This window comes from Ruegeria sp. BC3, from assembly GCF_056539265.1.
Genome location: NZ_JBQFUP010000001.1, coordinates 959,432 through 985,500, shown reverse-complemented (window position 1 = coordinate 985,500; position 26,069 = coordinate 959,432). Strand labels below are relative to the sequence as shown.

The 26,069-nt window shown below is 58.6% G+C and carries 32 protein-coding genes; 16 read left to right on the top strand and 16 right to left on the bottom strand.

What is annotated here, in order from left to right; all coding sequences use genetic code 11:
* Positions 1-8 precede the first annotated feature (8 nt).
* A complete protein-coding gene (locus ACR0MV_RS04900; RefSeq protein ID WP_480701153.1) occupies positions 9-1,211 on the bottom strand; it encodes a pyridoxal phosphate-dependent aminotransferase in 1,203 nt (400 codons plus the stop codon).
* A 91-nt stretch (positions 1,212-1,302) separates the two neighbouring features.
* Here ACR0MV_RS04900 and ACR0MV_RS04895 point away from each other — a divergent pair, with 91 nt between their 5' ends.
* From ACR0MV_RS04895 to ACR0MV_RS04885, 3 genes are all read left to right on the top strand, one after another.
* On the top strand, positions 1,303-1,695 hold the full coding sequence (locus tag ACR0MV_RS04895) for a helix-turn-helix domain-containing protein (RefSeq protein WP_170426499.1): 393 nt from the start codon (positions 1,303-1,305) through the stop codon (positions 1,693-1,695).
* Positions 1,692-1,949: a succinate dehydrogenase assembly factor 2 gene (locus ACR0MV_RS04890; protein WP_170426498.1), complete on the top strand. Its 258-nt coding sequence runs from the start codon at positions 1,692-1,694 to the stop codon at positions 1,947-1,949. Before ACR0MV_RS04895 ends, ACR0MV_RS04890 begins: the two co-directional genes overlap by 4 nt.
* A 78-nt stretch (positions 1,950-2,027) precedes the next feature.
* Positions 2,028-2,525 (top strand): MarR family winged helix-turn-helix transcriptional regulator, encoded by a 498-nt coding sequence (locus ACR0MV_RS04885; RefSeq protein WP_170426497.1) that lies wholly within the window; start codon positions 2,028-2,030, stop codon positions 2,523-2,525.
* On the opposite strand, the gene ACR0MV_RS04880 is transcribed toward ACR0MV_RS04885, so the two are convergent.
* Genes ACR0MV_RS04880 through ACR0MV_RS04870 form a run of 3 tightly spaced genes read right to left on the bottom strand, consistent with a single transcriptional unit; the run spans position 2,519 to position 4,373 of the window.
* Positions 2,519-3,247, bottom strand: coding sequence for a DUF1194 domain-containing protein (locus ACR0MV_RS04880; protein ID WP_480701152.1), 729 nt, complete (start codon positions 3,245-3,247; stop codon positions 2,519-2,521). The genes ACR0MV_RS04885 and ACR0MV_RS04880 overlap by 7 nt on opposite strands.
* Positions 3,244-3,948: a DUF1194 domain-containing protein gene (locus ACR0MV_RS04875; RefSeq protein ID WP_480701151.1), complete on the bottom strand. Its 705-nt coding sequence runs from the start codon at positions 3,946-3,948 to the stop codon at positions 3,244-3,246. The genes ACR0MV_RS04880 and ACR0MV_RS04875 overlap by 4 nt, the downstream gene beginning before the upstream one ends.
* The gene (locus ACR0MV_RS04870; RefSeq protein WP_170426495.1) at positions 3,945-4,373 is read right to left on the bottom strand and encodes a VOC family protein; all 429 of its coding nucleotides are present in this window, start codon (positions 4,371-4,373) and stop codon (positions 3,945-3,947) included. The genes ACR0MV_RS04875 and ACR0MV_RS04870 overlap by 4 nt, the downstream gene beginning before the upstream one ends.
* Positions 4,374-4,549: 176 nt before the next feature.
* Here ACR0MV_RS04870 and thyX point away from each other — a divergent pair, with 176 nt between their 5' ends.
* Entirely contained in the window at positions 4,550-5,461 is a 912-nt protein-coding gene (gene thyX, locus ACR0MV_RS04865) for an FAD-dependent thymidylate synthase (RefSeq protein WP_170465153.1), read from the top strand.
* Between the two features lie 60 nt (positions 5,462-5,521).
* A complete protein-coding gene (locus ACR0MV_RS04860) occupies positions 5,522-5,833 on the top strand; it encodes a hypothetical protein (protein WP_480701150.1) in 312 nt (103 codons plus the stop codon).
* Between the two features lie 82 nt (positions 5,834-5,915).
* Here ACR0MV_RS04860 and ACR0MV_RS04855 read toward each other — a convergent pair whose 3' ends face one another.
* A complete protein-coding gene (locus ACR0MV_RS04855; RefSeq protein ID WP_138839651.1) occupies positions 5,916-6,122 on the bottom strand; it encodes a cold-shock protein in 207 nt (68 codons plus the stop codon).
* Between the two features lie 216 nt (positions 6,123-6,338).
* On the opposite strand from ACR0MV_RS04855, the gene ACR0MV_RS04850 reads away from it, so the two are divergent.
* Both ACR0MV_RS04850 and ACR0MV_RS04845 read left to right on the top strand, forming a co-directional pair.
* The gene (locus tag ACR0MV_RS04850; protein ID WP_480701248.1) at positions 6,339-6,656 is read left to right on the top strand and encodes an ArsC/Spx/MgsR family protein; all 318 of its coding nucleotides are present in this window, start codon (positions 6,339-6,341) and stop codon (positions 6,654-6,656) included.
* Positions 6,657-6,695: 39 nt separating this feature from the next.
* A complete protein-coding gene (locus ACR0MV_RS04845) occupies positions 6,696-7,064 on the top strand; it encodes a hypothetical protein (protein WP_480701149.1) in 369 nt (122 codons plus the stop codon).
* 1 nt (position 7,065) lies between these two features.
* Here ACR0MV_RS04845 and ACR0MV_RS04840 read toward each other — a convergent pair whose 3' ends face one another.
* The 5 genes from ACR0MV_RS04840 to thrS all read right to left on the bottom strand — a co-directional run bounded on the left by ACR0MV_RS04840 (position 7,066) and on the right by thrS (position 11,743).
* Positions 7,066-7,593: a DoxX family protein gene (locus tag ACR0MV_RS04840; protein ID WP_170426491.1), complete on the bottom strand. Its 528-nt coding sequence runs from the start codon at positions 7,591-7,593 to the stop codon at positions 7,066-7,068.
* The gene (locus ACR0MV_RS04835; protein ID WP_480701148.1) at positions 7,590-8,351 is read right to left on the bottom strand and encodes an HvfC/BufC family peptide modification chaperone; all 762 of its coding nucleotides are present in this window, start codon (positions 8,349-8,351) and stop codon (positions 7,590-7,592) included. The genes ACR0MV_RS04840 and ACR0MV_RS04835 overlap by 4 nt, the downstream gene beginning before the upstream one ends.
* Positions 8,348-9,205 (bottom strand): MNIO family bufferin maturase, encoded by an 858-nt coding sequence (gene bufB, locus ACR0MV_RS04830; RefSeq protein ID WP_480701147.1) that lies wholly within the window; start codon positions 9,203-9,205, stop codon positions 8,348-8,350. Before bufB ends, ACR0MV_RS04835 begins: the two co-directional genes overlap by 4 nt.
* 70 nt (positions 9,206-9,275) lie before the next feature.
* Complete coding sequence (locus ACR0MV_RS04825; protein ID WP_170426488.1) at positions 9,276-9,563, bottom strand: BufA1 family periplasmic bufferin-type metallophore; 288 nt, start codon at positions 9,561-9,563, stop codon at positions 9,276-9,278.
* Positions 9,564-9,784: 221 nt separating this feature from the next.
* A complete protein-coding gene (gene thrS / locus ACR0MV_RS04820) occupies positions 9,785-11,743 on the bottom strand; it encodes a threonine--tRNA ligase (RefSeq protein WP_170426487.1) in 1,959 nt (652 codons plus the stop codon).
* A gap of 195 nt (positions 11,744-11,938) precedes the next feature.
* Here thrS and ACR0MV_RS04815 point away from each other — a divergent pair, with 195 nt between their 5' ends.
* From ACR0MV_RS04815 to ACR0MV_RS04795, 5 genes are all read left to right on the top strand, one after another.
* A complete protein-coding gene (locus ACR0MV_RS04815; protein ID WP_170426850.1) occupies positions 11,939-12,688 on the top strand; it encodes an alpha/beta fold hydrolase in 750 nt (249 codons plus the stop codon).
* Positions 12,685-13,680, top strand: coding sequence for an alpha/beta hydrolase (locus ACR0MV_RS04810; RefSeq protein WP_480701146.1), 996 nt, complete (start codon positions 12,685-12,687; stop codon positions 13,678-13,680). The genes ACR0MV_RS04815 and ACR0MV_RS04810 overlap by 4 nt, the downstream gene beginning before the upstream one ends.
* Entirely contained in the window at positions 13,680-14,108 is a 429-nt protein-coding gene (locus tag ACR0MV_RS04805; protein ID WP_480701145.1) for a VOC family protein, read from the top strand. Before ACR0MV_RS04810 ends, ACR0MV_RS04805 begins: the two co-directional genes overlap by 1 nt.
* Positions 14,109-14,125: 17 nt before the next feature.
* On the top strand, positions 14,126-14,740 hold the full coding sequence (locus ACR0MV_RS04800; protein ID WP_170426848.1) for a hypothetical protein: 615 nt from the start codon (positions 14,126-14,128) through the stop codon (positions 14,738-14,740).
* Between the two features lie 83 nt (positions 14,741-14,823).
* A complete protein-coding gene (locus ACR0MV_RS04795) occupies positions 14,824-15,540 on the top strand; it encodes an alpha/beta fold hydrolase (protein ID WP_170426485.1) in 717 nt (238 codons plus the stop codon).
* Here ACR0MV_RS04795 and ACR0MV_RS04790 read toward each other — a convergent pair.
* Both ACR0MV_RS04790 and phaZ read right to left on the bottom strand, forming a co-directional pair.
* Positions 15,531-16,115, bottom strand: coding sequence for a DUF6151 family protein (locus ACR0MV_RS04790; RefSeq protein WP_480701144.1), 585 nt, complete (start codon positions 16,113-16,115; stop codon positions 15,531-15,533). The two genes, ACR0MV_RS04795 and ACR0MV_RS04790, sit on opposite strands and share 10 nt — an antisense overlap.
* Before the next feature lie 6 nt (positions 16,116-16,121).
* On the bottom strand, positions 16,122-17,393 hold the full coding sequence (gene phaZ, locus ACR0MV_RS04785) for a polyhydroxyalkanoate depolymerase (protein WP_170426483.1): 1,272 nt from the start codon (positions 17,391-17,393) through the stop codon (positions 16,122-16,124).
* 110 nt (positions 17,394-17,503) lie between these two features.
* Here phaZ and ACR0MV_RS04780 point away from each other — a divergent pair, with 110 nt between their 5' ends.
* The 4 genes from ACR0MV_RS04780 (at position 17,504) to ACR0MV_RS04765 (ending at position 21,346) form a co-directional block, all read left to right on the top strand.
* Entirely contained in the window at positions 17,504-19,306 is a 1,803-nt protein-coding gene (locus tag ACR0MV_RS04780; RefSeq protein ID WP_170426482.1) for a PHA/PHB synthase family protein, read from the top strand.
* 130 nt (positions 19,307-19,436) lie between these two features.
* On the top strand, positions 19,437-19,883 hold the full coding sequence (locus tag ACR0MV_RS04775) for a phasin family protein (protein ID WP_170426456.1): 447 nt from the start codon (positions 19,437-19,439) through the stop codon (positions 19,881-19,883).
* A gap of 135 nt (positions 19,884-20,018) precedes the next feature.
* Positions 20,019-20,573, top strand: a complete 555-nt coding sequence (gene phaR, locus ACR0MV_RS04770) for a polyhydroxyalkanoate synthesis repressor PhaR (RefSeq protein WP_170465129.1) — start codon at positions 20,019-20,021, stop codon at positions 20,571-20,573.
* An 11-nt stretch (positions 20,574-20,584) separates the two neighbouring features.
* Positions 20,585-21,346 (top strand): trypsin-like serine peptidase, encoded by a 762-nt coding sequence (locus ACR0MV_RS04765; RefSeq protein WP_480701143.1) that lies wholly within the window; start codon positions 20,585-20,587, stop codon positions 21,344-21,346.
* 1 nt (position 21,347) lies between these two features.
* Here ACR0MV_RS04765 and ACR0MV_RS04760 read toward each other — a convergent pair whose 3' ends face one another.
* The 4 genes from ACR0MV_RS04760 to ACR0MV_RS04745 form a co-directional block, all read right to left on the bottom strand.
* Entirely contained in the window at positions 21,348-22,562 is a 1,215-nt protein-coding gene (locus ACR0MV_RS04760; protein WP_480701142.1) for a DegT/DnrJ/EryC1/StrS family aminotransferase, read from the bottom strand.
* A gap of 115 nt (positions 22,563-22,677) precedes the next feature.
* Positions 22,678-23,982 (bottom strand): NAD(P)/FAD-dependent oxidoreductase, encoded by a 1,305-nt coding sequence (locus ACR0MV_RS04755; protein ID WP_480701141.1) that lies wholly within the window; start codon positions 23,980-23,982, stop codon positions 22,678-22,680.
* Positions 23,983-23,990: 8 nt separating this feature from the next.
* Positions 23,991-25,349, bottom strand: coding sequence for a glutamine synthetase family protein (locus ACR0MV_RS04750; protein WP_475202344.1), 1,359 nt, complete (start codon positions 25,347-25,349; stop codon positions 23,991-23,993).
* Entirely contained in the window at positions 25,349-26,029 is a 681-nt protein-coding gene (locus ACR0MV_RS04745) for a type 1 glutamine amidotransferase (RefSeq protein WP_480701140.1), read from the bottom strand. Before ACR0MV_RS04745 ends, ACR0MV_RS04750 begins: the two co-directional genes overlap by 1 nt.
* Between the last annotated feature and the right edge of the window lie 40 nt (positions 26,030-26,069).

Below are 26,069 nucleotides of genomic sequence, written 5' to 3'. Positions count from 1 at the left end.
GCCTCCGATCAGGTCAGGGCCGCGCAGAATTTCTGAATGCGCGTGCAGGCTTCGGTCAGAGCTTCGTCCGAGGTCGCGTAGCTGACCCGGAAGTTCGGCGACAGGCCAAAGGCCGCGCCGAAGACAACGGCGACATCGGCCTCTTCAAGTAATGCCGTGGCAAAAGCTTCGTCCGAGTCGATCACGGTGCCTGCGGGTGTGGTCTTGCCCATCAGCCCGGCGATCGAGGGATAGACGTAAAACGCGCCTTCGGGTGTCGGGCAGGTGATACCGTCGACCTCGTTCAGCATGCGAACCACCAGATCCCGGCGGCGTTTGAATGTCTCATTGTTCGGGGCCAGAAAGGCCTGTGTGCCGTTCAGCGCTTCGACCGCCGCCCACTGGCTGACCGAGCAAGGGTTCGAGGTCGACTGCGACTGGATCTTGCGCATCGCGGCAATGATCTCGACCGGGCCGGCCGCATAACCGATGCGCCAGCCGGTCATGGCATAGGCCTTGGATACGCCGTTGCAGGTCAACGTTCGATCATAGAGGCCTGGTTCGACCTCGGCCGGGGTGCAGAATTCGAACCCGTCATAGGCCAGATGCTCGTACATGTCGTCCGACATGATCCAGACCTGCGGGTGGCGCATAAGAACATCGGTTAACGCCTTTAGTTCCTCGCGGCTGTACCCTGCGCCGGTCGGGTTGGACGGAGAGTTAAAGATGAACCACTTGGTTTTTGGTGTAATCGCGGCCTCAAGCTGATCGGCCGTCAGCTTAAAGCTGTTCTCCAGCGTCGTTTCGACCACGACCGGAGTCCCCCCGGCCAGCAGCACCATATCGGGATAGCTGACCCAATAGGGGGCAGGGATGATGACCTCGTCGCCTTCGTTCATCGTGGCCATCAGCGCGTTGTACAAAGTCTGCTTGCCACCGGTTCCAACTGAGATCTGCGCGGGCGTGTAGTCCAGCCCGTGATCGCGCTTCATCTTGGCGCAAGCGGCCTGTTTCAACTCGGGGATGCCGTCCGGCGCGGTGTATTTCGTCTTGCCCGCGGCGATGGCCGCGACCGCTGCGTCCTTGATGTTCTGCGGGGTGTCGAAATCCGGCTCACCTGCGCTCAGGCCGATGACATCGCGTCCGGCGGCTTTCAGCTCGGCCGCTTTTGCCGTCATTGCAATGGTGGGCGATGGCTTCACGCGTGACAGTGTCGCAGAAAGGAAACTCATTGTCGGCCTCGGTTTGTATGTTCAGCTTGACTGTCATAGGGTGCGCCCGAATGACGATCAAGCAGTATGAATGTAAGAGCTGGAGACCCCGATGAACGACGACAACGACTGGTATGGGCCGGACGCAGCGACATTCGGGGACAGGCTTGCCGGCGCACGCGAAGCGGCAGGGATGACGCAGGCCCAGATGGCGCGCCGGTTGGGCGTCAAAAAGACTACCATCGCGGCCTGGGAAAACGATCTGTCCGAGCCGCGTGCAAACCGTTTGTCGATGATGGCGGGTATGGTTAACGTGTCGATCATGTGGTTGCTGACAGGCGAAGGTGAGGGCATGGATGCCCCGGACGAGGCCGTAGAGGGCGCGCCCGAATTGGCTGAAGTCGTGGCCGAGTTGCGCGCAATCCGTAGTGAAATGCGCGCCAGCGCCGAACGGGCGGCCAAGTTGGAAAAACGTCTGCGTCTTATGTTGGAGCAGGGCCGGTGAGCGAACCTCGGGACATTCGTATCAAACGTCTGAAGATGCGCTCGATGCGGCGTGGGATCAAGGAGATGGATTTGATCCTGTCGGTCTATGCGGATCAGAACCTAACGGCGATGGATGCCTTGGGTCTGGATGTGTATGACGCGTTGCTGCACGAAAACGACCAGGACCTGTATCAGTGGGTCACGGGACAGGTTCAACCGCCTGAGACCTATATCGACCTGATTTCTGACATCGCGCAAACCTTTCAAAAATAACAGAAAGTCTGGCTTAACCGATTTTTCGGGATTTCGATTCATTCTGCCTGAAACAGTGCGACTGAATCGGAGGGTCGGATGAGTATGGAAATGCAGGTCTCCGCGCCGGGAACCAAGGGGTTCATGACCAGCTACCTTGAGGCGCTTGCCCTGGTGGAACGGCTGCACCGTCTGCTTTTGGACGTGATCAAGGATGAGTTCGAGCGGGTGGGCGTGTTGGAAATCAATGCCGTTCAGGCCTTGTTGTTGTTCAATATCGGTGATCACGAAGTGACCGCCGGCGAGTTGAAAAGCCGCGGGTATTATCAGGGCAGTAACGTTAGTTACAACCTAAAGAAGCTGGTTGAAATGGGCTATATGCACCATCAGCGGTGCGAGATCGACCGGCGGTCGGTGCGTGTGCGCCTGACACCCCGAGGGCGCGAAATTCGTGACATCGTATCCGAGCTGTTCTCGCGCCATGCCGAAGGGTTGCAAACGCGCGGTGTGTTGGGCCTGGAAGGCATTGACGACATCACCACCTCGCTTCGGCGGGTCGAGCGTTACTGGACGGATCAAATCCGCTATATCTACTGATCAATGCGCAGGGCTTCTGAGGCGTCGGAGACTGTCAGGCCTTGCAGCTCACGGATCAGTTTTCGGGTCATTGCGTCTTCGTAGGCTTCAAAGCCCAAGGCAACCTCGACAAAAGCACCGGGACCAAGAACGACCCACGTGTTGTAGTAAGCGGACAGCTCGCCAACCTGGACGTAGCGCTTGTCACCGTGGCTTGGATCATCGGCACCGATCACCAACCCGTTGATCGTGATACCACTGTTTTCGAGTTGCTTTTTCACGCCGCTCGGATGGGGTCCAAGGTTATGTTTGCCGTCGCCAGACAGATCCAGCGTCCGTTTCCAACAGTCTTTTTGTTGCGACAACAGATCGGCACCGAGCTGCATCGCGGACCCAACGGCGGTTCCGCGGGGGGCGGTGCCTCGGGTGACCGAATTCAACAGGGTCGTGACATCCGCAAGATCTTGTGCAGTTCGGATTTCAGTCCAGCCCAGGAGTATCCGTTGGTAGTGCGTTTCGCTCCACTCAAAGATCGCAAGCCGAACGGGCGCACCGATATCAGACAGCATCAGTTGAACCACTTCAGGGCGTTGCAATGCTGCGGCCAGGCCATCTGTCTGCAGACGGTACTCATGGCTGTCGACCGAGGCCGAGACGTCCAGTCCCAACGCCAGGGCTTGCCGACACTCTGACGCTGCAGGGCTGGCCAGAATCGTCAGAACAACGGCTAAAGCCCGGATCATCGGAACTCGCCTTCCTGAACAGCGCCGATCTGCTGGCCGCTCAGTTCTCGTTCCAACTTGCGGCGCATGGCGCGTTCGAAATCCTCGAATCCCTGTGCAATCTCAAGAAACGCTCCGGGGCCGTGTAGTACATTGTTCTCAAAGAAGGGGATCAGAAAAAGCTCGCCTTCGAAATCGGCGGCATTAATCACCAGACCGTTCACCACGATATTTGCGAACGCGGCGCGTTCGTAAGCCCTGTGCGGGCCATACCCGTCATTGTTGGACCCGTCCCCAGACAGATCAATGACCTGAAACAGGCAGGACGGTGCCCTTTGCATCATGGCCGCCCCAAAGGTTAGAGCGTGCCCCATCGACGTTGCCGAGCCTTGATGTGACCGGGCTGAGCGCTGGACCGTGGATGATGCGCTCAGCAAATCCGCCTGCGTTTCGATCAGGGTCCAATCCAGAATGATGCTTTGTGTGGTGCGGCCGCTCCATTCATACACCGCCAGCGCAACGGGCAGGGGGGAGGAGAAAAACGCCTCGACCACCTCGGGGGCCAAAAGGGCTGAGGCCAGACCCTGCCGCTGCAGCGCGTCCTCTGCCTCGTCCACCGAGGCCGAGATGTCCATTGCAAGGACCAACGCAAGACGGCAGGGCTCGGCCCGAAGGGGGCTGGCCAGTACGGCCAGACCCAATGCTATCAACCAGCGGATCACCAGTGGCCGGTGCTTTCCATGCTGGCCCAAGGCTCTGCCGGTTCCAGCGCCTCGCCGTTCTGCAGCAACTCGACCGAGATGTTGTCGGGCGAGCGTACAAAGGCCATGCGACCGTCGCGTGGCGGGCGGTTGATGACGACGCCATTGTCCTGCAGGTGCTGGCAAACCTCATAAATATTGTCGACCCCATAGGCGAGGTGCCCGAAGTGACGGCTGTCGCTTGGCAGAGCGTCATCGCCGTCCCAGTTGTGGGTCAGTTCGATCGGCCGGTCTTCTTGCCCCGGAGGTGCCATGAAGATCAGCGAAAAACGGCCGTTTTCGCTGTCATACCGGCGGGTTTCCTTGAGGCCCAGCAGCTCATAAAACGCCATCGATTTTTCCAGATCCTTCACGCGGACCATGGTGTGAAGATATGTCAGCCCCATTTGCGGCGTCCTTTCTATTCAGGTGATGCACAGCACCTTAGTGCGCGGGTCATTGGTGTCGAGGGGCAACCGGGACACATTTTGAGATAACCGGAATTGAGCGCACATATGGCGGTTCCTGTCTGAGAATTGCCGAGATATAGTGGTGGGCGACTCATTGCTGGAAAGGAAATTTCATGCCGCTCTCCTCTGACCAACTGGCCGAGATCGAAGCGCAGCGGGCGCAATCGCATCCAACACGCCGCGTTGTGGCTGAGGGTATGGAAGACCACCTCTATACCGCGCATCAGGTGCTGGACCACGGCTTTGTGCGCGTCATTGACTATATGGGGGACGACGCTGCGATTTGTCAGGCAGCGCGGGTATCTTACGGCAAGGGCACCAAGTCGGTGCAGAACGATGAGGGTCTGATCCGCTATCTTATGCGGCACTGGCACTCGACCCCGTTTGAAATGTGCGAGATCAAGCTGCACGTCAAACTACCGGTGTTCGTTGCCCGCCAGTGGATCCGCCACCGGACGGCAAATGTGAACGAATACTCAGCGCGTTATTCGATTTTGGACCGCGAGTTCTACATCCCGGCACCGGATCACGTCGCCGCCCAGTCCGAGGTGAACAACCAGGGCCGGGGCGATGCGCTGCAGGGGGAAGAGGCGGCACGTGTGCTGGAGATACTGAAGGCAGACAGCGCACGTTGCTATGACAATTACGAGGCGATGATCAGCCAGGATGGACAGCAGGGACTGGCGCGCGAACTGGCCCGAATGAACCTGCCCGCGAACATCTACACCCAGTGGTACTGGAAGGTGGACCTGCACAATCTGTTCCACTTCTTGCGCCTGCGCGCTGATCCGCATGCCCAGTACGAAATCCGAGTCTATGCAGACACCATGTGCAAGATCGTCGCCGACTGGGTGCCCTTCGCCTACAAAGCGTTCGAGGACTACCGTCTGGGCGCGGTGAACCTGTCGGCGCAGATGGTCGACAGCTTGCGGCGCATGCTGGCCGGTGAAACGGTGACACAGGAAAGCTCGGGCATGACCGCGCGTGAATGGCGTGAGTTCGAGGCGATTATTCGCGAGGGCTGATGCCGCTGAAGGCATAGCGGTTGTCTATACATAGTGTCATGAAACTGTTACGATCATTTCATGACATTTGCCAAACACATCTTGTTTCTGGGCGCTGCTCTGGGTTTGTCGGTGCAGCCTGCGCTGGCCAAATCGCCTATTGCCGAGGTGCTGTGCGAGCCGACGCCAAGGTTGCACGAAAAGCTGAAACGCCAGTTCGGTTCAAAACGCGCCGCCACAGGATTGCGGGGACCGGAGCAAATGATGGAGGTCTGGACCAGCGACTCGGGCGACTGGACGATGGTTGTGACATACGCGACTGGCACGTCCTGCATCGTTGCGATGGGCCAAGACTGGTACACTCATGCCGAGGCAAAGCCGGCGCGAGGGTAAGGTTTTCACACCCGGTGAAATTGGACAACGGCCGGAAATTGGCCGTTGGCCTGTTTTTAGTACCCGCAGATGACGGGGGACCTTACAGTGGCTTCAAATCAGAGGCCATTTGGCGGCCGTCGCGTCCGTCTTGCAACTCGTACGAGACTTTCTGATTGTCAGCGAGCCCGGTCAGACCGGACCGTTCAACGGCCGAGATATGAACAAAAACGTCCTTGCCACCTTCGTCAGGGGCAATAAACCCATAGCCTTTCGTGGTATTAAACCATTTCACGGTGCCAGTTGGCATTTCCCGTGTCTCCTTCTACTTACACGTTGTCCCACAAAATTGGTGGGGGCAGTGGTTGACGCGACCGCAAACCATCACCGCTTCGCCCACACGACGCGGCCCGGATTGCGTGTTTCGTCTTTTTCAACATTGCACGGTGAAGTAAAAAATCAAGAATTACCGGAACAAGCAGGCAAAAATGCTAAAAATTCATACAAATACAGGAGCAGCCCCAAAATGCGTCTTTATGGCCTGAAAAACTGCGATACGTGCCGCAAGGCATTGAAAACACTCCCAGAAGCCGAGTTTGTGGATGTCCGATCCCAAGGCGTTCCGGCTGAGGTGCTATCAAAGGCGCTGGACGCGTTCGGCGAAGCTTTGCTCAACACCCGGTCGACAACCTGGCGTGGATTGGACGAAACACAGCGTGCACAACCACCGCTGGAGTTGCTCAAGGAACACCCAACCCTGATTAAGCGCCCACTGATCGAAAATGACGGTACGTTGTTGTTGGGCTGGACCGTAGAAACCAAGGCCAGCCTTGGCGTTGCCTGATCGGGCGCTTATGTGTCTGACGCAAAGATGAGGGTTTAAATGCGCAACGCATCCATGATTTTAGGCGTCATTGCCGGGTTGATCGGAATGATCGTCGGCTTTTTTGGCTATGGCTATATCGAGTTCATAGACGCTTATGGCGAAATCGAAGGGCTGGCCGAGCAGGTGAACAACGCTCAGTTCATTCAGGCCGCTTCCATTATTGCTCCACTGTTGGCCATAGCCGGAGGTGCGATGGCCCACGCGCGAGCGTTGATTGGTGGCATCTTGCTGCTGATCTCTGCCGTTGGGATGTATTTCGCGTTCGGCTTCAACGCCTTCACAATGTTCCCGGTGGCCTTTGCCGCAGTGGCGGGTATCCTTGGGCTGGCCGCGGGTAAACCGGACGAGCCCAAGGCACATTTCTAATTCACTTGATACGCAGGATCCGGTCCACCGACAGTGGGCCGGCACCGTTGATCACGATCACCAGCAGAACAAAGGTCCAAAGCGTGCGCTGATCCAGCACGTTCGGCGCAGCGGTAAGATAGCTGCCAAGCGCCGCACCGTGACCGGTGACGTCCACGATGGTTTGAACCCAGACAAAAGCGATCATGCCGAGGGCCGCAAAGCGCGACAGCAGGCCAATCACGATCAGCGCGGGCAGCAGGAACTCAGCCCATGTGCCCGCAACCGCGACGGCCCAGTGGAAAATGCCCAGTTGCGAGCTGTCGTAGCTGACCGCTTCCATCGCTTTGGGAAAGATTTGAACATACGCCCCGTCCGACGGGAACAGGAACCCAAAAAAGCCGCTGCCCAGTTTGGTCATGGCCGAGTTCCAGTAATAAACCAGCAATGTCCCAATAAAGACCAAACGCGCCAGGGTCGGTGTCAACCAGCCAGAGGTCACGTCCAACCGTCCCAGGGTATTGTTGTGCAATGAGATCAGGGCAGTCATGTTGCCAGCCTTTCGATAGTCACAGAAGTTATCGCGCCGCCTTGCAAAAGCAGCGCCAGAGTGGCCCCAAGGTCAAATTCGGGGAATTCGGTCGAGGTCTGTTCGAACGCCTCGCCAATGGTGTGTCCGGCCTGAACATACGCGATCCAGTCCGCTCCGCCTTTGGGCAGCAGGTGCGGGGCGGGGTCATAGTCGGGCCGCGTGATCAACACGTCCTCGGCCCCCGGCACGGGTTTTGGCGCATCTGCTTCCGAGTTAAAGCGCCAGATCGAGAACAAAGGCCAGTCAGATCGCACCACCTGCATTGATGGCGCGAATTCCAGTTTCGCCAGAACAATTTCCTCCGGGGGCAGGGCCAGTGCGTCAGGCGCTGCTGCCTGGCTGTCCGCCGCGTGGTAGGATCGGCGCAGCGCCAGTTCCAGTCGCGCCACATCTGCGAGGTAGCCAAGATGGGACAGTTGCTCCATCCCGGCAAGAAACTCGGGGAACTCCTCGCCATAGAACATCATGAGCGGCGATGAAGGCGGATGTTTGCGCAGGAAAATCCCGGCCAGCCCATCCATGTTCTGCGGTCCCAGAAGGCGCGTGATCACCGGAAAGGCTTGATGCATGGCCTCGGTCAGCGACACGGCAACATTGTTGCGATAGACGCTGAACCGGCGTCTCGCTGGACGATCCTCGGCATCCAGCAACCCGTCCGGCACGGCTGCCGACGGGTCCAGCAGGGCCGCGTGGAAGGTCGTCTGCGACACGCTCATGCCGGGATGCGGTCCAGGGCCGCCTGCGCACGCTCGGCTTCGGCCCGCAAAATGGGCCACTCGGGAACATCCGTGTCCCATTCAATCAGGACAGGTTTGGGGCCTGAGCGCTCAAGAACATAATCCAGCAGCGCCCAGACCGGATCGACAACCGCGCGCCCGTGACTGTCAATCAGCAGGGGGCGACCGTGATCATCCTCGTCCTCATCATGGCCGCCAAGGTGGATTTCATGGACGTTATCCAGCGGGTAGGCGTCGATGTAACCCTGCGGCGAGAATTCCAGATTGGTGGCCGAGACAAAGACGTTGTTTACGTCCAGCAGCAGGCCACAGCCCGTCCGTCGCGCGATTTCCCGCAGGAAGTCAGGCTCGGACCATGTGCTTTCCTCAAACGCCAGATAGCTGGAGGGGTTCTCCAGCAACATCTGCCGTCCAACGGTTTCCTGCACCTGATCGATATGTTCACAGACCCGGGCCAGTGTTTCATCGGTGTTGGGCAGGGGCAGAAGATCGTTCAGAAAGTGACTGTCATGGGTCGACCAGGCCAGATGCTCGGAAAAGCTGGCCGGGTTCAGCCAGCCAACCAAGTGTTTCAGGCGGGAAAGATGATCGGGGTCCAGCGGGCCTTCTCCGCCAATAGAGAGGCCGACGCCGTGGACCGAGATCGGAAACTGTTCAGAAAGGTGGCGCAGCTGTGCAAGCGGCCGGCCGCCGTCACCCATATAGTTCTCGGCGTGGATTTCCAGCCAGCCAACGGGATGTGCGTGATCCAGAATCTGGTCAAAATGCTGCGGTTTGTACCCAACCCCCGGTGCGGCGGGCAATCTGTTCGATCGAAGTGAACTATCCAGCATGTGCAAATCCTCCGGTCACGAAAAGGGGCGGGCGATAGGGCCCGCCCCTCCGAGTCTCAGATACTTGGGCTTATGCCGGCAGGTCGCGGTCCAGCGGCTCGAGCGAGCCTTTGCGGTTGTCCGGCAGTTCGATATCGGCGCAGGTGCCAGCGTCGACCAGAGTCCAGGCGTTGCCCTGATAATCTACGGTCGAGGTGCCCGCGCATGTGGTGCCGGGGCCGGCGGCACAGTCGTTCTGACCGGCCAGCGAAACGCCATAGCACTTTTCTTTGGCTTGTGCAGATGCGGTGGTTGCAACGCCGGAAACGGCTGCTGCGACTGCGCTTGCGATGACCAGGGATTTTGCGGTTTTCGACATCTCGGTAATCCTTTTGATAACTGCGTATGTCTGCTTGTGACATTGACAAAGGTAGTCGCTTAACCGGGGCAGGTGAATTCACGAGCCCGTGTCTCACAACCCCGTCAAAGAGCGTAATGCCCTCTTGAAGGTTAACAAATTGTTTTTGAATTGAAAAATGGAAAATGTTTCAATCCGGCCCCGTTTTGGGGGCCGGATTTACGGCGATATACTGCCGAATGTTACAGAAGGTCCGGTGGCGTCGCGGCCTGGGCCAGCTCATTTGTTACAGCCTCAAGCGATTGAACCTGCGTCTGTTTTTCGCCAAGGCGGCGGACGCTGACAGTACGCTCGTCAACTTCGCGGTGACCGACGGCCAGAATGACCGGCACTTTGCCGACCGAGTGTTCACGGACTTTGTAGTTGATCTTCTCGTTGCGGATATCCGCTTCTGCGCGCACCCCGGCAGCCTTGAGAGTTTCAACAACTTCCAGCACATAGTCGTCCGCCTCGGAGGTGATCGACGCCACAACGACCTGACGTGGGGCCAGCCAGAAAGGCAGCTTGCCGGCGTGTTCTTCGATCAGGATACCGATAAAGCGTTCGAACGAGCCAAGCGTTGCACGGTGCAGCATGAACGGGCGGTGTTTCGCACCATCGGCACCGATAAAGCTGGCGTCCAGACGCTCGGGCAGGTTGGGGTCAACCTGCAAGGTGCCGCACTGCCACGTCCGACCGATCGCGTCAGTCAGAGTGAATTCTAACTTGGGACCGTAGAACGCGCCTTCACCTTCGAGGATCTCGTACTCGTAGCCGGCTGCCTTACAGGCATCGCCAAGGGCCTTCTCGACCAGATCCCAGCTTTCGTCAGAACCGATCCGTTTTTCCGGGCGCGTGGACAACTTGATCGTCCAGTCGTGGAACCCGAGGTCGGCATAGACCTTGGACAGGAAGGAAATGAACTTTGCGGTTTCGGATTCGATCTGATCCTCGGCGCAGAAGATATGCCCATCGTCCTGAGTGAACCCGCGCACCCGCATGATACCGTGCAAAGCTCCCGATGGTTCGTACCGCGCGCAGGATCCGAATTCGGCCATGCGCAGGGGCAGGTCGCGATAGGATTTCAGTCCCTGATTGAACACCTGCACGTGGCAGGGGCAGTTCATCGGCTTCAGCGCGTTGATTGCCTTTTCGCGGGCATGCTCTTCGTCGACTTCGACGATGAACATGTTTTCCTGATACTTGTCCCAGTGACCCGAGGCTTCCCACAGTTTCCGGTCGACGACCTGAGGGGTGTTGACCTCAACGTAACCGTCCCGTTCCTGCATCCGGCGCATATAGTCCTGCAGGGTGGTGTAGATTTTCCAGCCGTTCGGATGCCAGAAAATCTGACCCGGGGCCTCTTCCTGCATATGGAACAGGTCCATCTCACGGCCCAGCTTGCGGTGGTCGCGTTTGGCCGCCTCTTCCAGCATGTGCAGGTGGGCTTTCAGCTTTTCCTTGCCGGTGAATGCCACGCCATAGATGCGCTGCAGCATCGGACGGTCGCTATCGCCACGCCAATAGGCGCCTGCAATGCTCATCAACTTGAAGGCGTCGCCCGGCAGTTGGCCGGTGTGCTGCAGGTGCGGACCGCGGCACAGGTCCTGCCAGTGGCCATGCCAATACATGCGCAGCGGCTCATCGCCCGGAATGGCTTCGATCAGCTCGACCTTGTAGGGCTCGTTATTGGCCTTGTAGAACTCGATCGCGCGCTCGCGGTCCCAGACCTCGGTGGTGACCGGGTCGCGCTTGTTGATGATCTCTTTCATCTTTTTCTCGATGAGGCCGAGATCTTCGGGCGTGAACGGTTCCGCGCGGTCGAAGTCATAGTACCAGCCATTGTCGATGACCGGGCCGATGGTGACCTTGGTCGCGGGCCAGATTTCCTGTACCGCGCGGGCCATGACATGCGCCAGGTCGTGGCGGATCAGCTCATTGGCCTGCTCTTCATCCTTCATGGTGTGGATGGCGATCTGCGCGTCAGTCTCAATGGGCCATTGCAGGTCCCAATGCTTGCCGTCCACAGTGGCCGAAATGGCCTTTTTGGCCAGCGAAGTTGAAATATCGGCAGCCACCTGCGCGGGCGTGACGCCTGCGTCATAGGATCGGGAATTGCCATCGGGAAAGGTGAGTGAGACGGATTGTGAATCCAGGGCCATATCGGCTCTCCTCGTCGGTTTGGCGCCCACTGAACGCCCGGTTGCGGGTTATTTGCGTTCGGTCCATGTGGCAGGTGCAGCATGACCTGTCAAGCGTTGAAGGTCGCATGGCGTTACGCAGCGAGAGGTTCAAATTCAGGAATTGCGGCCTGTGGGCAGCCGTGCATGATGATCCCCAAAGAGAAAGAGGGTTTCATGGCAGCGACGGATTTTCTGAACACGGCCCAGGGGCGGCAGTTGGCGTATCACAAGACGGACGGGACCGGGCCGACCCTTGTGTTTCTGGGCGGGCTCAAGTCCGACATGGAAGGTACGAAAGCCGTGCATCTTGAGGCCTGGGCAAAGGCGCGCGGGCAGGCCTTCTTGCGGTTTGACTATTCCGGGCACGGGGAAAGCTCGGGTAAGTTCGAGGACGGCTGCATAGGAGACTGGCATCAGGACACTGTCGCAGCTGTTGCTGCCCTGACCGAAGGGCCGCTGATCGTTGTCGGCTCGTCCATGGGTGGTTGGCAGGCATTATTGCTGGCCAAGGCTATGCCCGAGCGGATCGCGGGCATGGTAACCATCGCCGCCGCACCGGATTTTACCGAGGACGGCTATTGGGCGTCGTTTTCAGATGCGCAGAAGCAGGTGTTGGAAACCGAGGGATATGTCGAGCTGCCATCCGATTACATGGAGCCCTACATCATCACGAAGCGTATGATTGAGGACGGCAGACAGCAGCTTGTGTTGCGCGACGCAATGAATCTTCCGTTCCCGGTCCGTTTTCTGCAAGGAACTGCGGACACTGCCGTATCTACTGCAACATCTGTTCGCCTTTTGGAGCATGCCACAGGCCCGGACATGCGCCTGCTTTTGGTCAAGGATGCCGATCATAGGTTCTCTGACGGGCCCTGCCTGCAAATCATTGAAAACGCGGTGCTTGAAGTGATGGGTGCGCAATGATCCGGGTGCTCGGCAAGTTTATCGGCCGCGTTCTGCTGCTTCTGGTGGCCGTCGGTGCCCTGATCTACTGGTTCGGACCGCGCGAAGAGGTCAACCTGACCCCGACATTTGAGCCGCGCAAATTCGGCGAAGGGGTGCAGGTCTATTTCGAAAGCGTTGAATCAGGGTTTGATGATATCACCCCCGGCGTCGAGAAACGCGTGATCTGGCAGGACGGGTTCAAAGAGCAGCGTACGCCTGTTTCCATTCTCTATGTGCATGGGTTTTCAGCGACTTCCGAGGAAATTCGTCCGGTCCCCGACGAAGTAGCCCGGGCGCTGGGGGCCAATCTGGTTTACACCCGCCTGCAAGGTCATGGCCGCAGCGGGGATGCAATGGCTGAAGGCACTGCATCGGGCTGGATGCAGGATCTGGCCGAGGGCTTGGCGGCTGCGCGTGCCGTTGGCGATCTGGTTGTGGTGATTTCGACGTCGACCGGTGGAACTCTGGCGGCGGCAGCCGCCCTGGATGAAGGTTTGATGGAAAATGTCGCCGGGCTGGTCTTTGTCTCTCCAAATTTTGGGGTAAATGCGCCGGGTTCGTGGATACCCGGCCTGCCATGGGCGCGGTCATGGCTGCCTCTGCTCATGGGGCCAGAGCGTGATGTGTCGGGCCCGGATCCCGAGAAGAACAAGTATTGGACCTCTGTGTATCCATGGGAGGCCGTCGTGCCGATGACCGTTCTGGTCGAAGTGGTCTATGGCCTAGATTTCTCGCAAGCCCGGGTTCCTGCACTGTTTTGGTTCTCGGATGACGATCAGGTTGTTCGCCCGGACCTGACCCACAAAGTGGCAGAGGCTTGGGGCGGGCCCGCGCAAGTGCAGACGGTTACGATGGGGCCGGGCGATGATCCGGCGTCCCATGTGATCGCGGGGCGATTGATGTCGCCGGGGCAGACGGATGCGGCGGTTGCGGGGATTCTGACCTGGCTGAAAGAGCAGGGGATCGAGTGATGGAACAGCGTGTCAGTCTGATAACCGTCGGGGTCGAGGACCCCGAAGCTGCCGCCGCCTTCTATGAAAAGATCGGCTGGACACGGGTCGCAAGCCCGGACGGCGTGATCGCATTCGATCTGATCGGGCAAACACTGGGTCTTTACCCGCTGCCTGCGCTTGCGGATGAGATCGGCGTGGATGTCGGCACCTTGGGCAAAGGGGCGCTGACACTCAGCTACAACTGCCGAACCAAGGATGAGGTCGCGCAGGTCCTCGGCAACGTACAGGACGCGGGGGCAGAGGTGCTGAAGCCGGCTTCGGACGTATTCTGGGGCGGTCATCACGGCTATTTCCGCGCGCCGGACGGCACGATCTGGGAGGTTGCGTTCAACCCGTTCTCACCGCTTGCACCTGATGGCGCGTTTCGTTGGAACGGGTACGGGTGATGCGCAAGCCGGGCAGCATGTGGAGCCTTGAAACGCTTGGCCGCGTGCGCCTGTCCCGGCATTTTTTCATGCGGGATTTTCTGTATTCAGAAATCGGAAATTTTCATGAAAAACAGAATCTTCCCGACGATCCCGACCTTGCCATAGAAACCGGCCGAGCCCTGTGTCAGACGCTGTTGGACCCGTTAGAGGAAACGTTTGGGCGAGTCGCCGTGCGGTCAGGCTATCGGTCACCGTCGCTTAACCGGTTCGGGAATCAAAACCGGTTGAACTGCGCGCGTAACGATAACCCGCTGGAATGCCATATCTGGGACCGCGGAACCGGCAAGGATCGGATTGCTGGCGCGTCGATCGTGATCCCTTGGTTCGCCGACCGCTATGCGGAAGGGCGGGACTGGCGGGATCTGGCGTGGTGGATGCACGATCATCTGGACTATTCCGAGATCTGGTTCTTTCCCAAACTCTGCGCCTTTAATCTGGTGTGGCGGCCCAACCCTCTGCGCCGGATCGACAGCTATATCGTCCCGCGCGGGTGCCTGCTGCGCGCAGGGGAAGAACCGGGAGAAGATCGGCAAACCCGGCAGAAGCGGTATGCCGATTTTCCGCCATTCCGTGGTATTGCCTACCCGTGAAGTTTGACTTGCCCGCGCTGGCAAAACCTCTCATCCTGACGGCAACGACGCCGTTCAAGCGGCCGAGACGAAGGAGGCCACGTGTGATCGAGCCGCTGGTTCTACTGCCCGGATTGATGTGTGATGCACGGGTGTTTGCCCCGCAGGTCGCCCATTTTTCCCGTCAGCGCGCGGTCACGGTTGCGCCTGTATCACTGGGCGAGCGGATTGAAGAGATCGCCTCGGGCCTGTTGGATCAGCTTCCGCACCGCTTTGCACTGGCCGGGTTGAGTATGGGTGGTGTTGTTGCGCTGGAACTGGTCCGGCGCGCGCCTGATCGTGTCTCGCGCCTATGTTTGATGTCTACCGATGCGCAGGCGGATACCCCCCAAATCGCCGCGGCGCGGGAAGAGCATCTGGTCGGCGCAAAAGCCGGTCGGCTTGAGGACGTGATGCGCAGGATTCTGGGCTCGGATTCGCTGGCTCCGGGACCGCGAAGGGTGCCCATTCTGAATGACGTGATTTCCATGGCTCTGGATTTGGGCGCAGATGTGTTCGAGCGTCAGATCAGGGCGCTGCAACGCCGCCCGGATCAGCAAGGGGCGCTGCGGATGATCAAGACACCGACGCTAGTGGTGTGTGGTGCGCATGACCGGCTGACGCCCGCGCGCAAACACGCCTTCATGGCGGATCTGATCCCGGGGGCAGAGCTAAAGGTGATCGATGACGCAGGGCATCTGCCCACGCTTGAAACGCCGCAGGCCGTCAACGAGGCGTTGGAAAACTGGCTGACAGCGTCGTCGCGTGTGGTTTACGGATAGAGGGCCGCCCGCTCTGATTTGCTAAGGATTAAGGGCACGACGACAGGTTCCGAGGTTGCGGGATCAAAGAAGGGCGAGCGCTTCCAGCTTCCGGACAGACGGGATTTCGCGACTCGGGTCAGCAGACCGTAGGCAGCAGGCCCGAGCCTTTCATGGGTTTGCTTGCCATGCCCCGTTGGAACAAACCCGCGCGTGGTGACTGGTGCTAGCCCGCTTGGGTCGGGAATACGGTGAACGATAAAGCCCACAAACGGGAACTTCGGCGTTCGTGACGTGGTTGCGATGGGTGCGTTGCAGCAACTGGCATACCAGCGCAGCATGCCTTTCGGGCTGAGCTGCATCAGGGCCAGATGTTCGGTACCACCGTCAAAAATGATTTCTTCAGGGAGAGTCTGCAAGACCTCAACCGGGCCGGGGGCCGGGTCAGGTTGACTGAAATACAACTGAGCGGCACGGCAATCGTGGCAATAGCACACCACATGGGTGCCTCGTTTGATACCTTCGGCGGTGATGCGCCCGTGCAGGGTGCCGCATGAGCAGGAGAAAGGGGTATCAGTCGCCGCTTTCCTGCCCATATCCCTTTAGGCCACTCTGTTCTTGTTTGCGGCCTGACGTTTGGGCTTGCGTGTGTTTGCGTTCATGAAATCGATCACCAGCGGGCGGATATTGTCACGCCAGCTGCGGCCCGCGAAGATGCCGTAGTGACCCGCGCCAGGCTCGACGTGGCTGGCCTTTTTCGAGGCCGGCAAACCGGTGCACAGGTCCAGCGCCGCAATGCACTGACCCGGGGCCGAAATGTCGTCATTCGCGCCCTCGACCGTTTTGACCGCAACATCGGTGATCTTACCGATATCGACCTTGTGGCCAGCAACGACAAATTCGTTGCGCGCGATCTCGCGGTTTTTGAACACCCGCTCGACCGTGGACAGATAGAACTCTGCCGTCATGTCCATCACGGCCAGGTATTCGTCGTAGAAACGGTTGTGGGCGTCGTGGTCCGAAGCCTCGCCGCGCATGACGCGCTGGATCTGATCCGAAAAGGCCTTGGAGTGGCGTTCGGCGTTCATCGACATAAAGGAGCTTAGCTGCAGCAGGCCCGGATATACCATGCGGCCTACGCCCTTGTACTTGAAGCCGACGCGCTGGATCATTGTCTCTTCCAGCTGACCCATAGTTACACGGCGACCGAAATCGGTCACATCCGTTGGTGTCGCATCGGGATCAACCGGCCCGCCGATCAGGGTCAGCGTGTTGGGTTGCGCCTTGGGTTCGACCTCGGCCAGATAGGCGGTTGCAGCCAGCGTTAGTGGGGCGGGTTGGCAAACGGCCACAACATGCGTGTCCGGGCCAAGCTCTTTCATAAAATCGACAAGGTAGAGCGTGTAGTCCTCGACGTCGAACTTGCCTTCGGAAACAGGAATGTCACGCGCATTATGCCAGTCAGTAACGTAGACCTCGCAATTGACCAGCAGGCTTTTGACGGTAGATCGCAGCAATGTTGCGTAATGCCCCGACATGGGCGCAACCAGCAGCACTTTGCGGGGTTGTTCTTCGCGACCATTGACGCGAATATGTATCAGGTCGCCAAACGGGCGCTCGAGAACGGGAACAATATCAACAAGGTGGTCTTTGCCATCCTCACACGTAAACGTACGAATACCCCAGTCCGGCTTAACGATCATGCGCTGAAAAGTGCGTTCGGTCACTTCGCCCCAGGCTGCCATCATACTGAACGCCGGGTTCGGTATCATGGAAAACAGTGGGTAAGACGCCATTGCGCTGGCGGTCGCGCCCATCCACTGGTTCGTATTGCGCATCGTTTCCATCAGATCATAGGTGATCATATAGCGCATGTTGGGGGCCTCCTGGCTTCCGGTGTGAGTATCGGACTATTCGTCGCTTTGCTCCCCAGGCCCACGACGATTATTCTGCGTAGCAGCGAGGTTAAGGGGGAATTGTTAAAATGACAACAAGTGAAGACCAATCACCGGAATTGTCCCCGGAACACCTTGAACGCCTTAAGGAAAATATGGGCAAAGTCGAAGAACTGTCCAAACGGCTTGTCGAAGTCATGGCCGGAAAAAAAGGTCACAACCCGGCTTTGGACGGCCCGAATCAAGAGCTTTATGCAAAAGCAGCATCGGCATATTGGGCCGAGGCGATGCAAAACCCCTCCAAGCTGCTGGAACAGCAGATTGAGTTCTGGGGCAAGTCGGTTCTGAACTTTGCCGAGGCGCAGCAGGCGCTGGTTGGCAAGGAAACAAGCGACACCAAACCCGGTCCCGTAGACAAGCGGTTTTCCAACCCTCTTTGGGAGACCAACCCCTATTTCCGCCTGATCCGACAGCAGTATCAGACAAATGCCGAGGCCATTTCGCAGGCCGTCGCGTCGGTTGAGGATCTGGATACAAAAGACAAACAGCGCCTCAAGTTCTTCTCGCAGCAGATCATCGATATGATGTCGCCCACGAATTTCCTGGCGACCAACCCCGACGCGCTGGAAAAGGCGGTCGAGACGGAAGGCCAGTCGCTGATCAAAGGCTTGGAAAACCTTGTGGCTGATCTCGAGGCCAATGATGGCGAGATGGTGGTCAAGCTGGCCGATGACAGCGCGTTTGAAATCGGCGGAAACATCGCAACGACGCCCGGGGACGTGGTCTATCGCAACCGGTTGATGGAGCTGATCCAGTACAAACCAGTGACCGAAACGGTGCACGAAACGCCTTTGGTACTGTTCCCGCCCTGGATCAACAAATTCTATATTCTGGACCTCAAAGCGCAGAACAGCCTGATCAAATGGGTGACCGAGCAAGGCTATACCCTGTTCGTGGTCAGCTGGGTGAACGCCAACGAAGCCCACGCCGATATCGGGATGGAAGACTATATTCAGGAAGGATTCCTGACTGCGATCGAAGAGGCCAAGGCGATCTGCAAGGTCAAGCAGGTCAATACCGTGGGCTATTGTATTGCGGGCACAACGCTGAGCCTGACACTTTCGTTGCTCAAGCAGCGTGGTGATAAATCGGTCAAGTCGGCCACGTTCTTTACGGCCCTGACCGATTTCGGCGATCAGGGAGAGTTCACGCCGTTCCTGCAGAACGATTTTGTCGATGGCATCGAAGATCAAATCTCGAAGGACGGCGTGCTCAAGGCCTGGGTGGTCGGACGAACGATGTCTTTCCTGCGGTCAAAGGACCTGATCTACGGGCCCGCGATCCGCAGCTATATGATGGGCGAAACGCCGCCGGCATTTGATCTGCTGTTTTGGAACGGGGACGGGGCAAACTTGCCGGGACGTATGGCGGTCCAGTACCTGCGGGGCCTGTGTCAGAGCAACGACTTCGTCACGGATGGGTTCGAACTGCTGGGCCATAAACTGCACGTTCGCGACGTAGACGTGCCGCTCATGGCCATCACCTGCGAGACGGATCACATCGCGGCGTGGAAGGCGTGTTATCGCGGTGTTCAGCAGATGGGATCGCGGTCAAAGACCTTTGTCGTTTCCGAGTCCGGGCATATCGCTGGTATCGTGAATCCGCCCAGCAAGAAGAAATACGGCCATTACACAAATACCGACCTGAAGGTCGACGCCGACACCTGGCTGAAAGAGGCGACGTTCCACGAAGGCTCATGGTGGCCCCGTTGGGAGGCCTGGCTCAAGAAGCGGTCCGGGAAACAGATACCGGCGCGCGAAACGGGCGATTCGAAACATCCGTCCTTGGCCCCGGCGCCCGGAACCTATGTGCGCGTGAAGGCAAGTCATTGATTTAACTTGGTGCGGCAAGGTTTTTCTGCATTGCAGCAAAAAAACCTTGCAATGCTGCATTGCGGCATCCATATTGTCCTTACGCTGAGGAAAGCCGGGGTGGGCCCGGTTCGGCAAAAGGATTTGTAAAATGGCAAAGACGCAAGATTTCACTGCGACCCTGAAAGACATGATGGGCGCGTTCCCCGTTGACACCACCGCTCTGGAAGGTGCCTTCAAGTCGACCGCGACGCTGAACGAAAAGCTGTCGGGTGTTGCTCTGGAAGCGGCTGAAAAGTCGGCCGAGATCTCGAACAAATGGACCAAGGACACCCTGGCCAAACTGAGCGAGATGTCGAAAGCCAAAGCAGAGCCTGCAGACTACGCCAAAGCGGCCACCGATTTCGCCAGCGCATCGGCTGAAGTTGCTGCAGAAAACATGGCCGCCTTCGCTGAGATCGCGAAAAAGGTTCAGACCGAAACCGTTGAGCTGCTGATGGCGGCTGGCAAAGACGCAGCCGAAGACGCAACCGCGGCCGTCAAGAAAGCCACCAACGACGTGACCGCAGCTGCCAAGAAAGCCGCTGCTGCCAAGTAAGCAAATGCCGCGAGGCGCACCCGTTCCTCCCATCCGGTGCAATCGCGTAGGGCAGGTCGAAAGACCTGCCCTTTCTTTTTGTTCTGCGCTCGCATAATCTCTGCTGCAATGCATCATCCTCGGGGAGGGAAATCGGTGTCGGAAGAAGAAAAACCACTGTTGATCAAACGTTATGCCAGCCGTCGGCTGTATAACACCGAGACCAGCGACTACGTCACACTAGAAGATATCGCGTCGTTTATTCGGGACGGGCGCGAAGTGCAGATTATCGACCTGAAAACAGGCGATGATCTGACACGGCAATACCTGCTGCAGATCATCGCAGAACACGAAAGCCGGGGTGAAAACGTGCTGCCGGTCAATGTGCTGAACGATCTGGTGCGCAGCTACATGCTGCCGGGCGGGGGCATGATGCCGCAATTCCTGCAAAGCTCGTTCGATATGCTGCGGGAAAACCAATCCAAGATGATGGAAAACATGAATGCCATGAACCCAATGTCTCAGATGCCTGGGTTCGAAGCGCTGCAGGCGCAGCAGCAGGCATTTCTGAAGGCCATGACGGGCGGTTTGTCTGGCAAATGGTCAGGCCCGGACAAAGAAGATGAGGCCAAATCCGAGCCCAAAGAAGACTTGGACGACATCAAGAAACAACTGGCAGAACTGCAGCAAAAGCTCTCCAAGTTGAATTGACACCGCACGGGATGCGCTGGCTGGTCCTGAGTTTCTCACTGCTTTGGGCGCAGCCTGCGCTGTCTCAGGGCGTCTACTCGGATCAGTATTCTCAGATTTGTACACTTGGGACGCGGTCCGAGGCAGGGTGCGACGCCATCCGTGCCCGAGCGGTGTTAGAGGCCGATCAGCCCCCATGGCGCGCAATCGGGCGCATTAACTTTGCCAGCCGCGCTCAACGATCCCATTGCACCGGCGTTCTAATTTCGGACGTTCTTGTCCTGACCGCAGCGCATTGCCTTTACAATTCTGCGCGTCAAAAGTGGTTGCCTCTGGCAAGTATCCGATTTGCTGCCGGGTATCAGCGCAGCACAGCTGCCGCAGTGTCTGTTGTGAAAGCGTACCGACTGCATCCGGAACAAGGGATAGACGGTCGGTTTGACGATCGCACCGGTCTGGATTGGGCGGTTCTGGAGCTCGAAACCCCGATTGGGGAACAGGTGGGGTTCCTGCCGTTGGCCGAGGGATTGGACGCGGCGACCTTTGTAACCGGATACCCCGGTATCCGTCCTCATGTACTTAGCCGAACAGGGCTTTGCCCGCCGCGCCGTCACGCAGGTGGTGTTTTGTTAGCCAATTGTCCAGTGATGATGGGGGATTCCGGCGCGCCGTTGTTGGTGGATACGCCGAGTGGACCGCAGGTCCTTGCGATATTATCCCGCGTTGCCGCAACCCCCGAAGGGGTCACAGCCTTGTTTCTATCAACGGATTTGTTTGATCTGGACCCGGACTGAGTCAGGTTCCGTAGACCGGGACCGGGCCAGTGACCTCGCCGACAGAAGCCAGCAAAATGTCCGAGATCACATCAAGCTCTTCTCGGGTCAGGCGTACCGGCAGCCGCACGTCGCAAGCCTTCATCAGCATCGCACGGGTTTGCGGCAGCTCGAATTTCTCGGGCAGGAATTGCCAGTTCCAGAACGCGCGGGCGTTGTCCTGGCTCAGCCCAAAGACCTGAACCTTCACACCGCGCGCTTCGGCAGCGGCGGCAAAGGCACGAATGTCGTCGTCGCCCATGTCCACCAGATTGAACTGAATGGAATCCGGGGCGCGCTGTTCGGGGGCCAGTGGGGCAGGGACATGGATATAGGGCGATGTATTCAACCGGTCGGCGACGTAGTCGTGGTTGGACAGACCATCGCGGACACGGCGTGCCAGTTCCGGGATTTGCGGCCGGATCACAGCCGCGCTCAGGTTGCTCATCCGCAGGTTATAAAGCGGCAGTTTGTTCTGCCAGCGCGCAAAGGCTTGCTCCAACTCGGGTGAGTTGTCGCCGTGCGGGCCTTTGTGTTTCTTCCAGTTATGCTCGTAAGCGCCCGACATGATGACGGCTTGTGCCACCAGATCAGCGTCATCGGTGATCAGAATGCCACCTTCGCCCGCGTTGATCATCTTGTAGGACTGGAACGAGAAACATCCGATCTTGCCGATCGTTCCGATATTGCGCCCGTGCCAGGTTGTGCCCAGCGAATGCGCGGCGTCTTCGATCACCGGGATGTCGCGGGCGTCGCACAGCGCCATGATGGCATCCATGTCCGAGGTGTGGCCGCGCATGTGGCTGATGATGACGGCTTGGACGCCGTCCAGCTTGGCCTCGAAATCGGCCATGTCGATGCGATAGTTGTCGCCCACTTCGCACAGAACCGGAATGCAATCCGCATGCACAACCGAGGAAGGGACGGCCGCAAAGGTGAAGCCGGGGATCAGAACCCGCGCATCCCTAGGCAGGCCCAGTGCTTTCAGCGACAGGAACAACGCGGCTGAGCATGATGACACGGCCAGCGCATACTTGCTGCCCAACAGCTCTGCAAACTCAGATTCCAGCAATGCAACCGGTGCATCCTGCGGCGCGGTATAGCGGAACAGGTCACCTGATTGCATCAGGGCATCAATGGCGTCTCGTGCTGCTGAGGGGATGGGTTCGGCGTCATGAACGTTTGGAGGAAGCGTCATATTTGGTTTTCCCGAATTCTATCTTTGGGAAAGATAAAGCTAATACTCAATCAATCCAACCCTTCATTTTCACCCACGGCGAAAATTCACCAATTTGTCGAAATTTCGGATTGGGTCAAAAACCCAGCCGGTCCCGCAACCCAAACCATGTCATCGCCAGCACCAGAAGAGGGCTGCGCAGGGCGGATCCGCCGGGGAACGGCAGGGCAGGGACGCGGGCCATGGTGTCGAACCCTTCGGCTTGCCCCTGAATGGCAAGTGCCATCAATTGACCCGCATGGGTCGCCGTCCCGACGCCGTGGCCGGAATAGCCCGAGGCCGACAGGATGTTGGGCGCCACCCGCGCAAGATAAGGCATCCGGCGCATGGTGATGGCCAGTGTGCCGCCCCATGCATAGTCGATCTTTACATCGCGCAGATGCGGGAAGATCTCGGTCATGGGTTTGCGCACTTTCGTGGCGATGTCGGCGGGAAAACGGTAGCCGTAGCTTTCGCCGCCGCCAAACAGCAGCCGTCCATCAGCGCTGAGGCGGAAATAGTTCACCACGAACTTGGTGTCGGCCACGGCGACGTCACGGGTCAGTACACGAGCGGCGTCGGTCCCCAGGGGCTCGGTCGCGGCGATGAAGTTGTTGATCGGCATGACCTTGGCGGCAACATTTCGGTTCAGGTCACCCAGATAGCCGTTGCAGGCCAGAATGATATGGTCGGCGGTCACATTGCCTTGCGAGGTGCGAACCATCGCGGGGGAGGCGTCCTCTACCCCCAAAACCTCGGTGCCTTCAAAAATGCGGACGCCGGCCTTGGCTGCAGCCCGCGCCAAACCCAAAGCATAGTTCAGCGGGTGCAGGTGAGCCGCGCCCATATCCAGATAGCCACCGCGATAGGTGGGTGAGGGGCACAGCGCGTGGCCCGCGCCTTCGTCCAAGATCTCCATCTGGTCATAGCCATAGCGGTCAGACAGATGTGCCGCGTGCTCATGCAACTCTTGCTGCTCGCCCGCGCTGAGGCCCAGAACGGCAACGCCCGGTTTCAGGTCACAGTCGATCTGGTGTTTGGCGATCAGGGATTTGACCAGGTCCTTGGCGTCTTCGGCCAAATCCCAAAGCTTGGCAGCATCGTCATCGCCAACCAGACGTTCCAGATCTTCCTGATCCATCCGCTGCGCGCTGCCCAGCTGCCCGCCGTTGCGACCGGATGCGCCAAATCCCACGCGATGCGCCTCAAGCAGCACAACGTCGAACCCGGCTTCTGCCAGATGCAGGGCCGCGGACAGACCGGTATAGCCGCCACCCACAACACAGACATCAGCCTTCACATCAGCTGAGAGTGCAGGAAACCGGTCGATCGGGTTGGCCGTCGCAGCATACCAGCTGGCCGGGTATTCGGCCTTGCGGTCATTGGCATAAAGCAGATTCATTGCGCGCCTCAGACGTTCATCAGCAGATGCTCACGCTCCCACGGAGAGATGACCTGCAGGAATTCCTCATACTCGGCTCGTTTTACGATGCTGTAGACGCGGGCGAATTCGGGTCCCAGGACCTCGTGCAGTGCAGTTGCTCCATCGAATAGGTCCAGTGCGCTGCCCATGACCTGCGGGATGTCGCCTTCGCCCTCGTAAGCATCGCCATAGAATTGGCGGCGCGGGCGTTCCTGCTGAGTCAGGCCCAGATAGCCACAGGCCAGCGACAGTGCGATCCCCAGATACGGGTTGCAATCCATACCCGCGATGCGGTTTTCGACGCGGCGGGCCTCGGGGCCGGACAGGGGCACTCGGATGCCCGTGGTGCGATTGTCGCGCGCCCATTCCAGATTGATCGGTGCCGCGTGATCTTTCACATAACGACGGTAAGAGTTCACATAGGGCGCCATTACGGCAAGACCGGCAGGCAGGTGGTTCTGCAGCCCCGCGATAAAGTGATAAAACGCGTCCGTCTCGCCGCCTTGCGGACCGGAGAAGATGTTCTGGCCCGTCTCGAGATCAATGATCGAATGGTGGATGTGCATGGCCGAGCCTGGCTCATCTTCGATCGGTTTGGCCATAAAGGTGGCAAAGCAGTTATGGCGCAGCGCGGCCTCGCGGATCAGGCGTTTGAAATAGAACACCTCGTCAGCCAGTTTGACCGGATCACCGTGGCGCAGGTTGATTTCCAACTGACCTGCACCGCCTTCTTGTGTGATGCCGTCGATCTCGAACCCCTGATGCTCGGCAAAGTCGTAGATGTCGTCGATCACCGGGCCGAACTCGTCCACGGCAGTCATCGAATAAGCTTGTCGGGCAGCCGCCGGGCGACCTGAGCGGCCCATCATCGGCTTGATCCCATGCGCAGGGTCGACGTTGGGCGCGACCAGAAAGAACTCCATCTCCGGCGCGACAACTGGTTTCCAGCCCTTGGCGCGATACATCTCGACCACGCGTTTCAGCACGTTTCGCGGGCTGAAAGGGATCGGGTTGTTGTCCCGATCATAGGCGTCGTGGATGACTTGCAAGGTCCAGTCCCCGGTCCACGGCGCGGCAGATGCCGTCGAGAAATCGGGTTTCAGGATCATGTCGCGTTCGATGAACCCGTCCTCGCCAGCGGCCTCACCCCAGTCGCCGGTGATGGTCTGGTAAAAGATGCTGTCGGGCAGGTGGAAATAATCCTGCTTGGCGAATTTGCTGGCAGGCACGGCCTTGCCGCGTGCGATACCGGGCAGGTCCGAGATGATGCATTCGACCTCATCCAGTCGTTGGCCTGCAAAATAGGCGCGTGCTGCTTCGGGCAGCTGTTCGGTCCAGTCGGCCATCAGGCCCTCTCTTTCTTCAGAAAATCTGCCATGAACTGTCCGATTTTCGCGTTGTCATCGGCGCTCGGCAGTCGGTTGGCAGCGGCGGTCATCAGATCATCGGGAACAACGCCTTTGCCGCGCGTCTCCATCAGGCCCTGTATGAATGCGTCGCCGTATTCCGGGTGGGCCTGCACCGTCCAGATCGTGTCGCCATAGCTGACCATCGCGTTGCGGCAAAAGGCGTTGGTGCCGGTCACCTTCGCGCCTTCGGGCAGGGCGACCACCTGATCCTGATGCCAGGCGTTCAACGTCACGGTCTGGCCACCAAAGTCATAGTCGGTGCGCCCGACAGACCAGCCGCCTGTGAACTTTTCAACCTTGCCGCCAAGGGCTTGGGCGATGATTTGGTGACCAAAACACACGCCGATCAGCGGGGTGCCACTGCCGTGAATAGCGCGGATCAGGTCCTCGAGCGGCGGTATCCATGGATGATCTTCGTAGGCACCATGGCGCGAGCCGGTGATGATCCAGCCATCGGCCTGATCAGCGTCCTGCGGGAACTGGCCGTCCACAACTGCAAAGGTTTCGTATGTAAAGCCGTTGCCATCCAGCAGCGCGGCAAACATCGCGTCATATTCGCTGAATTGTCCCTGCAACTCGTCAGGGGGATGGCCGGTCAAGAGGATGCCGATTTTCATAGGTCACCAAATTTGATCAAATTTATTCTAGCCCAGAGGC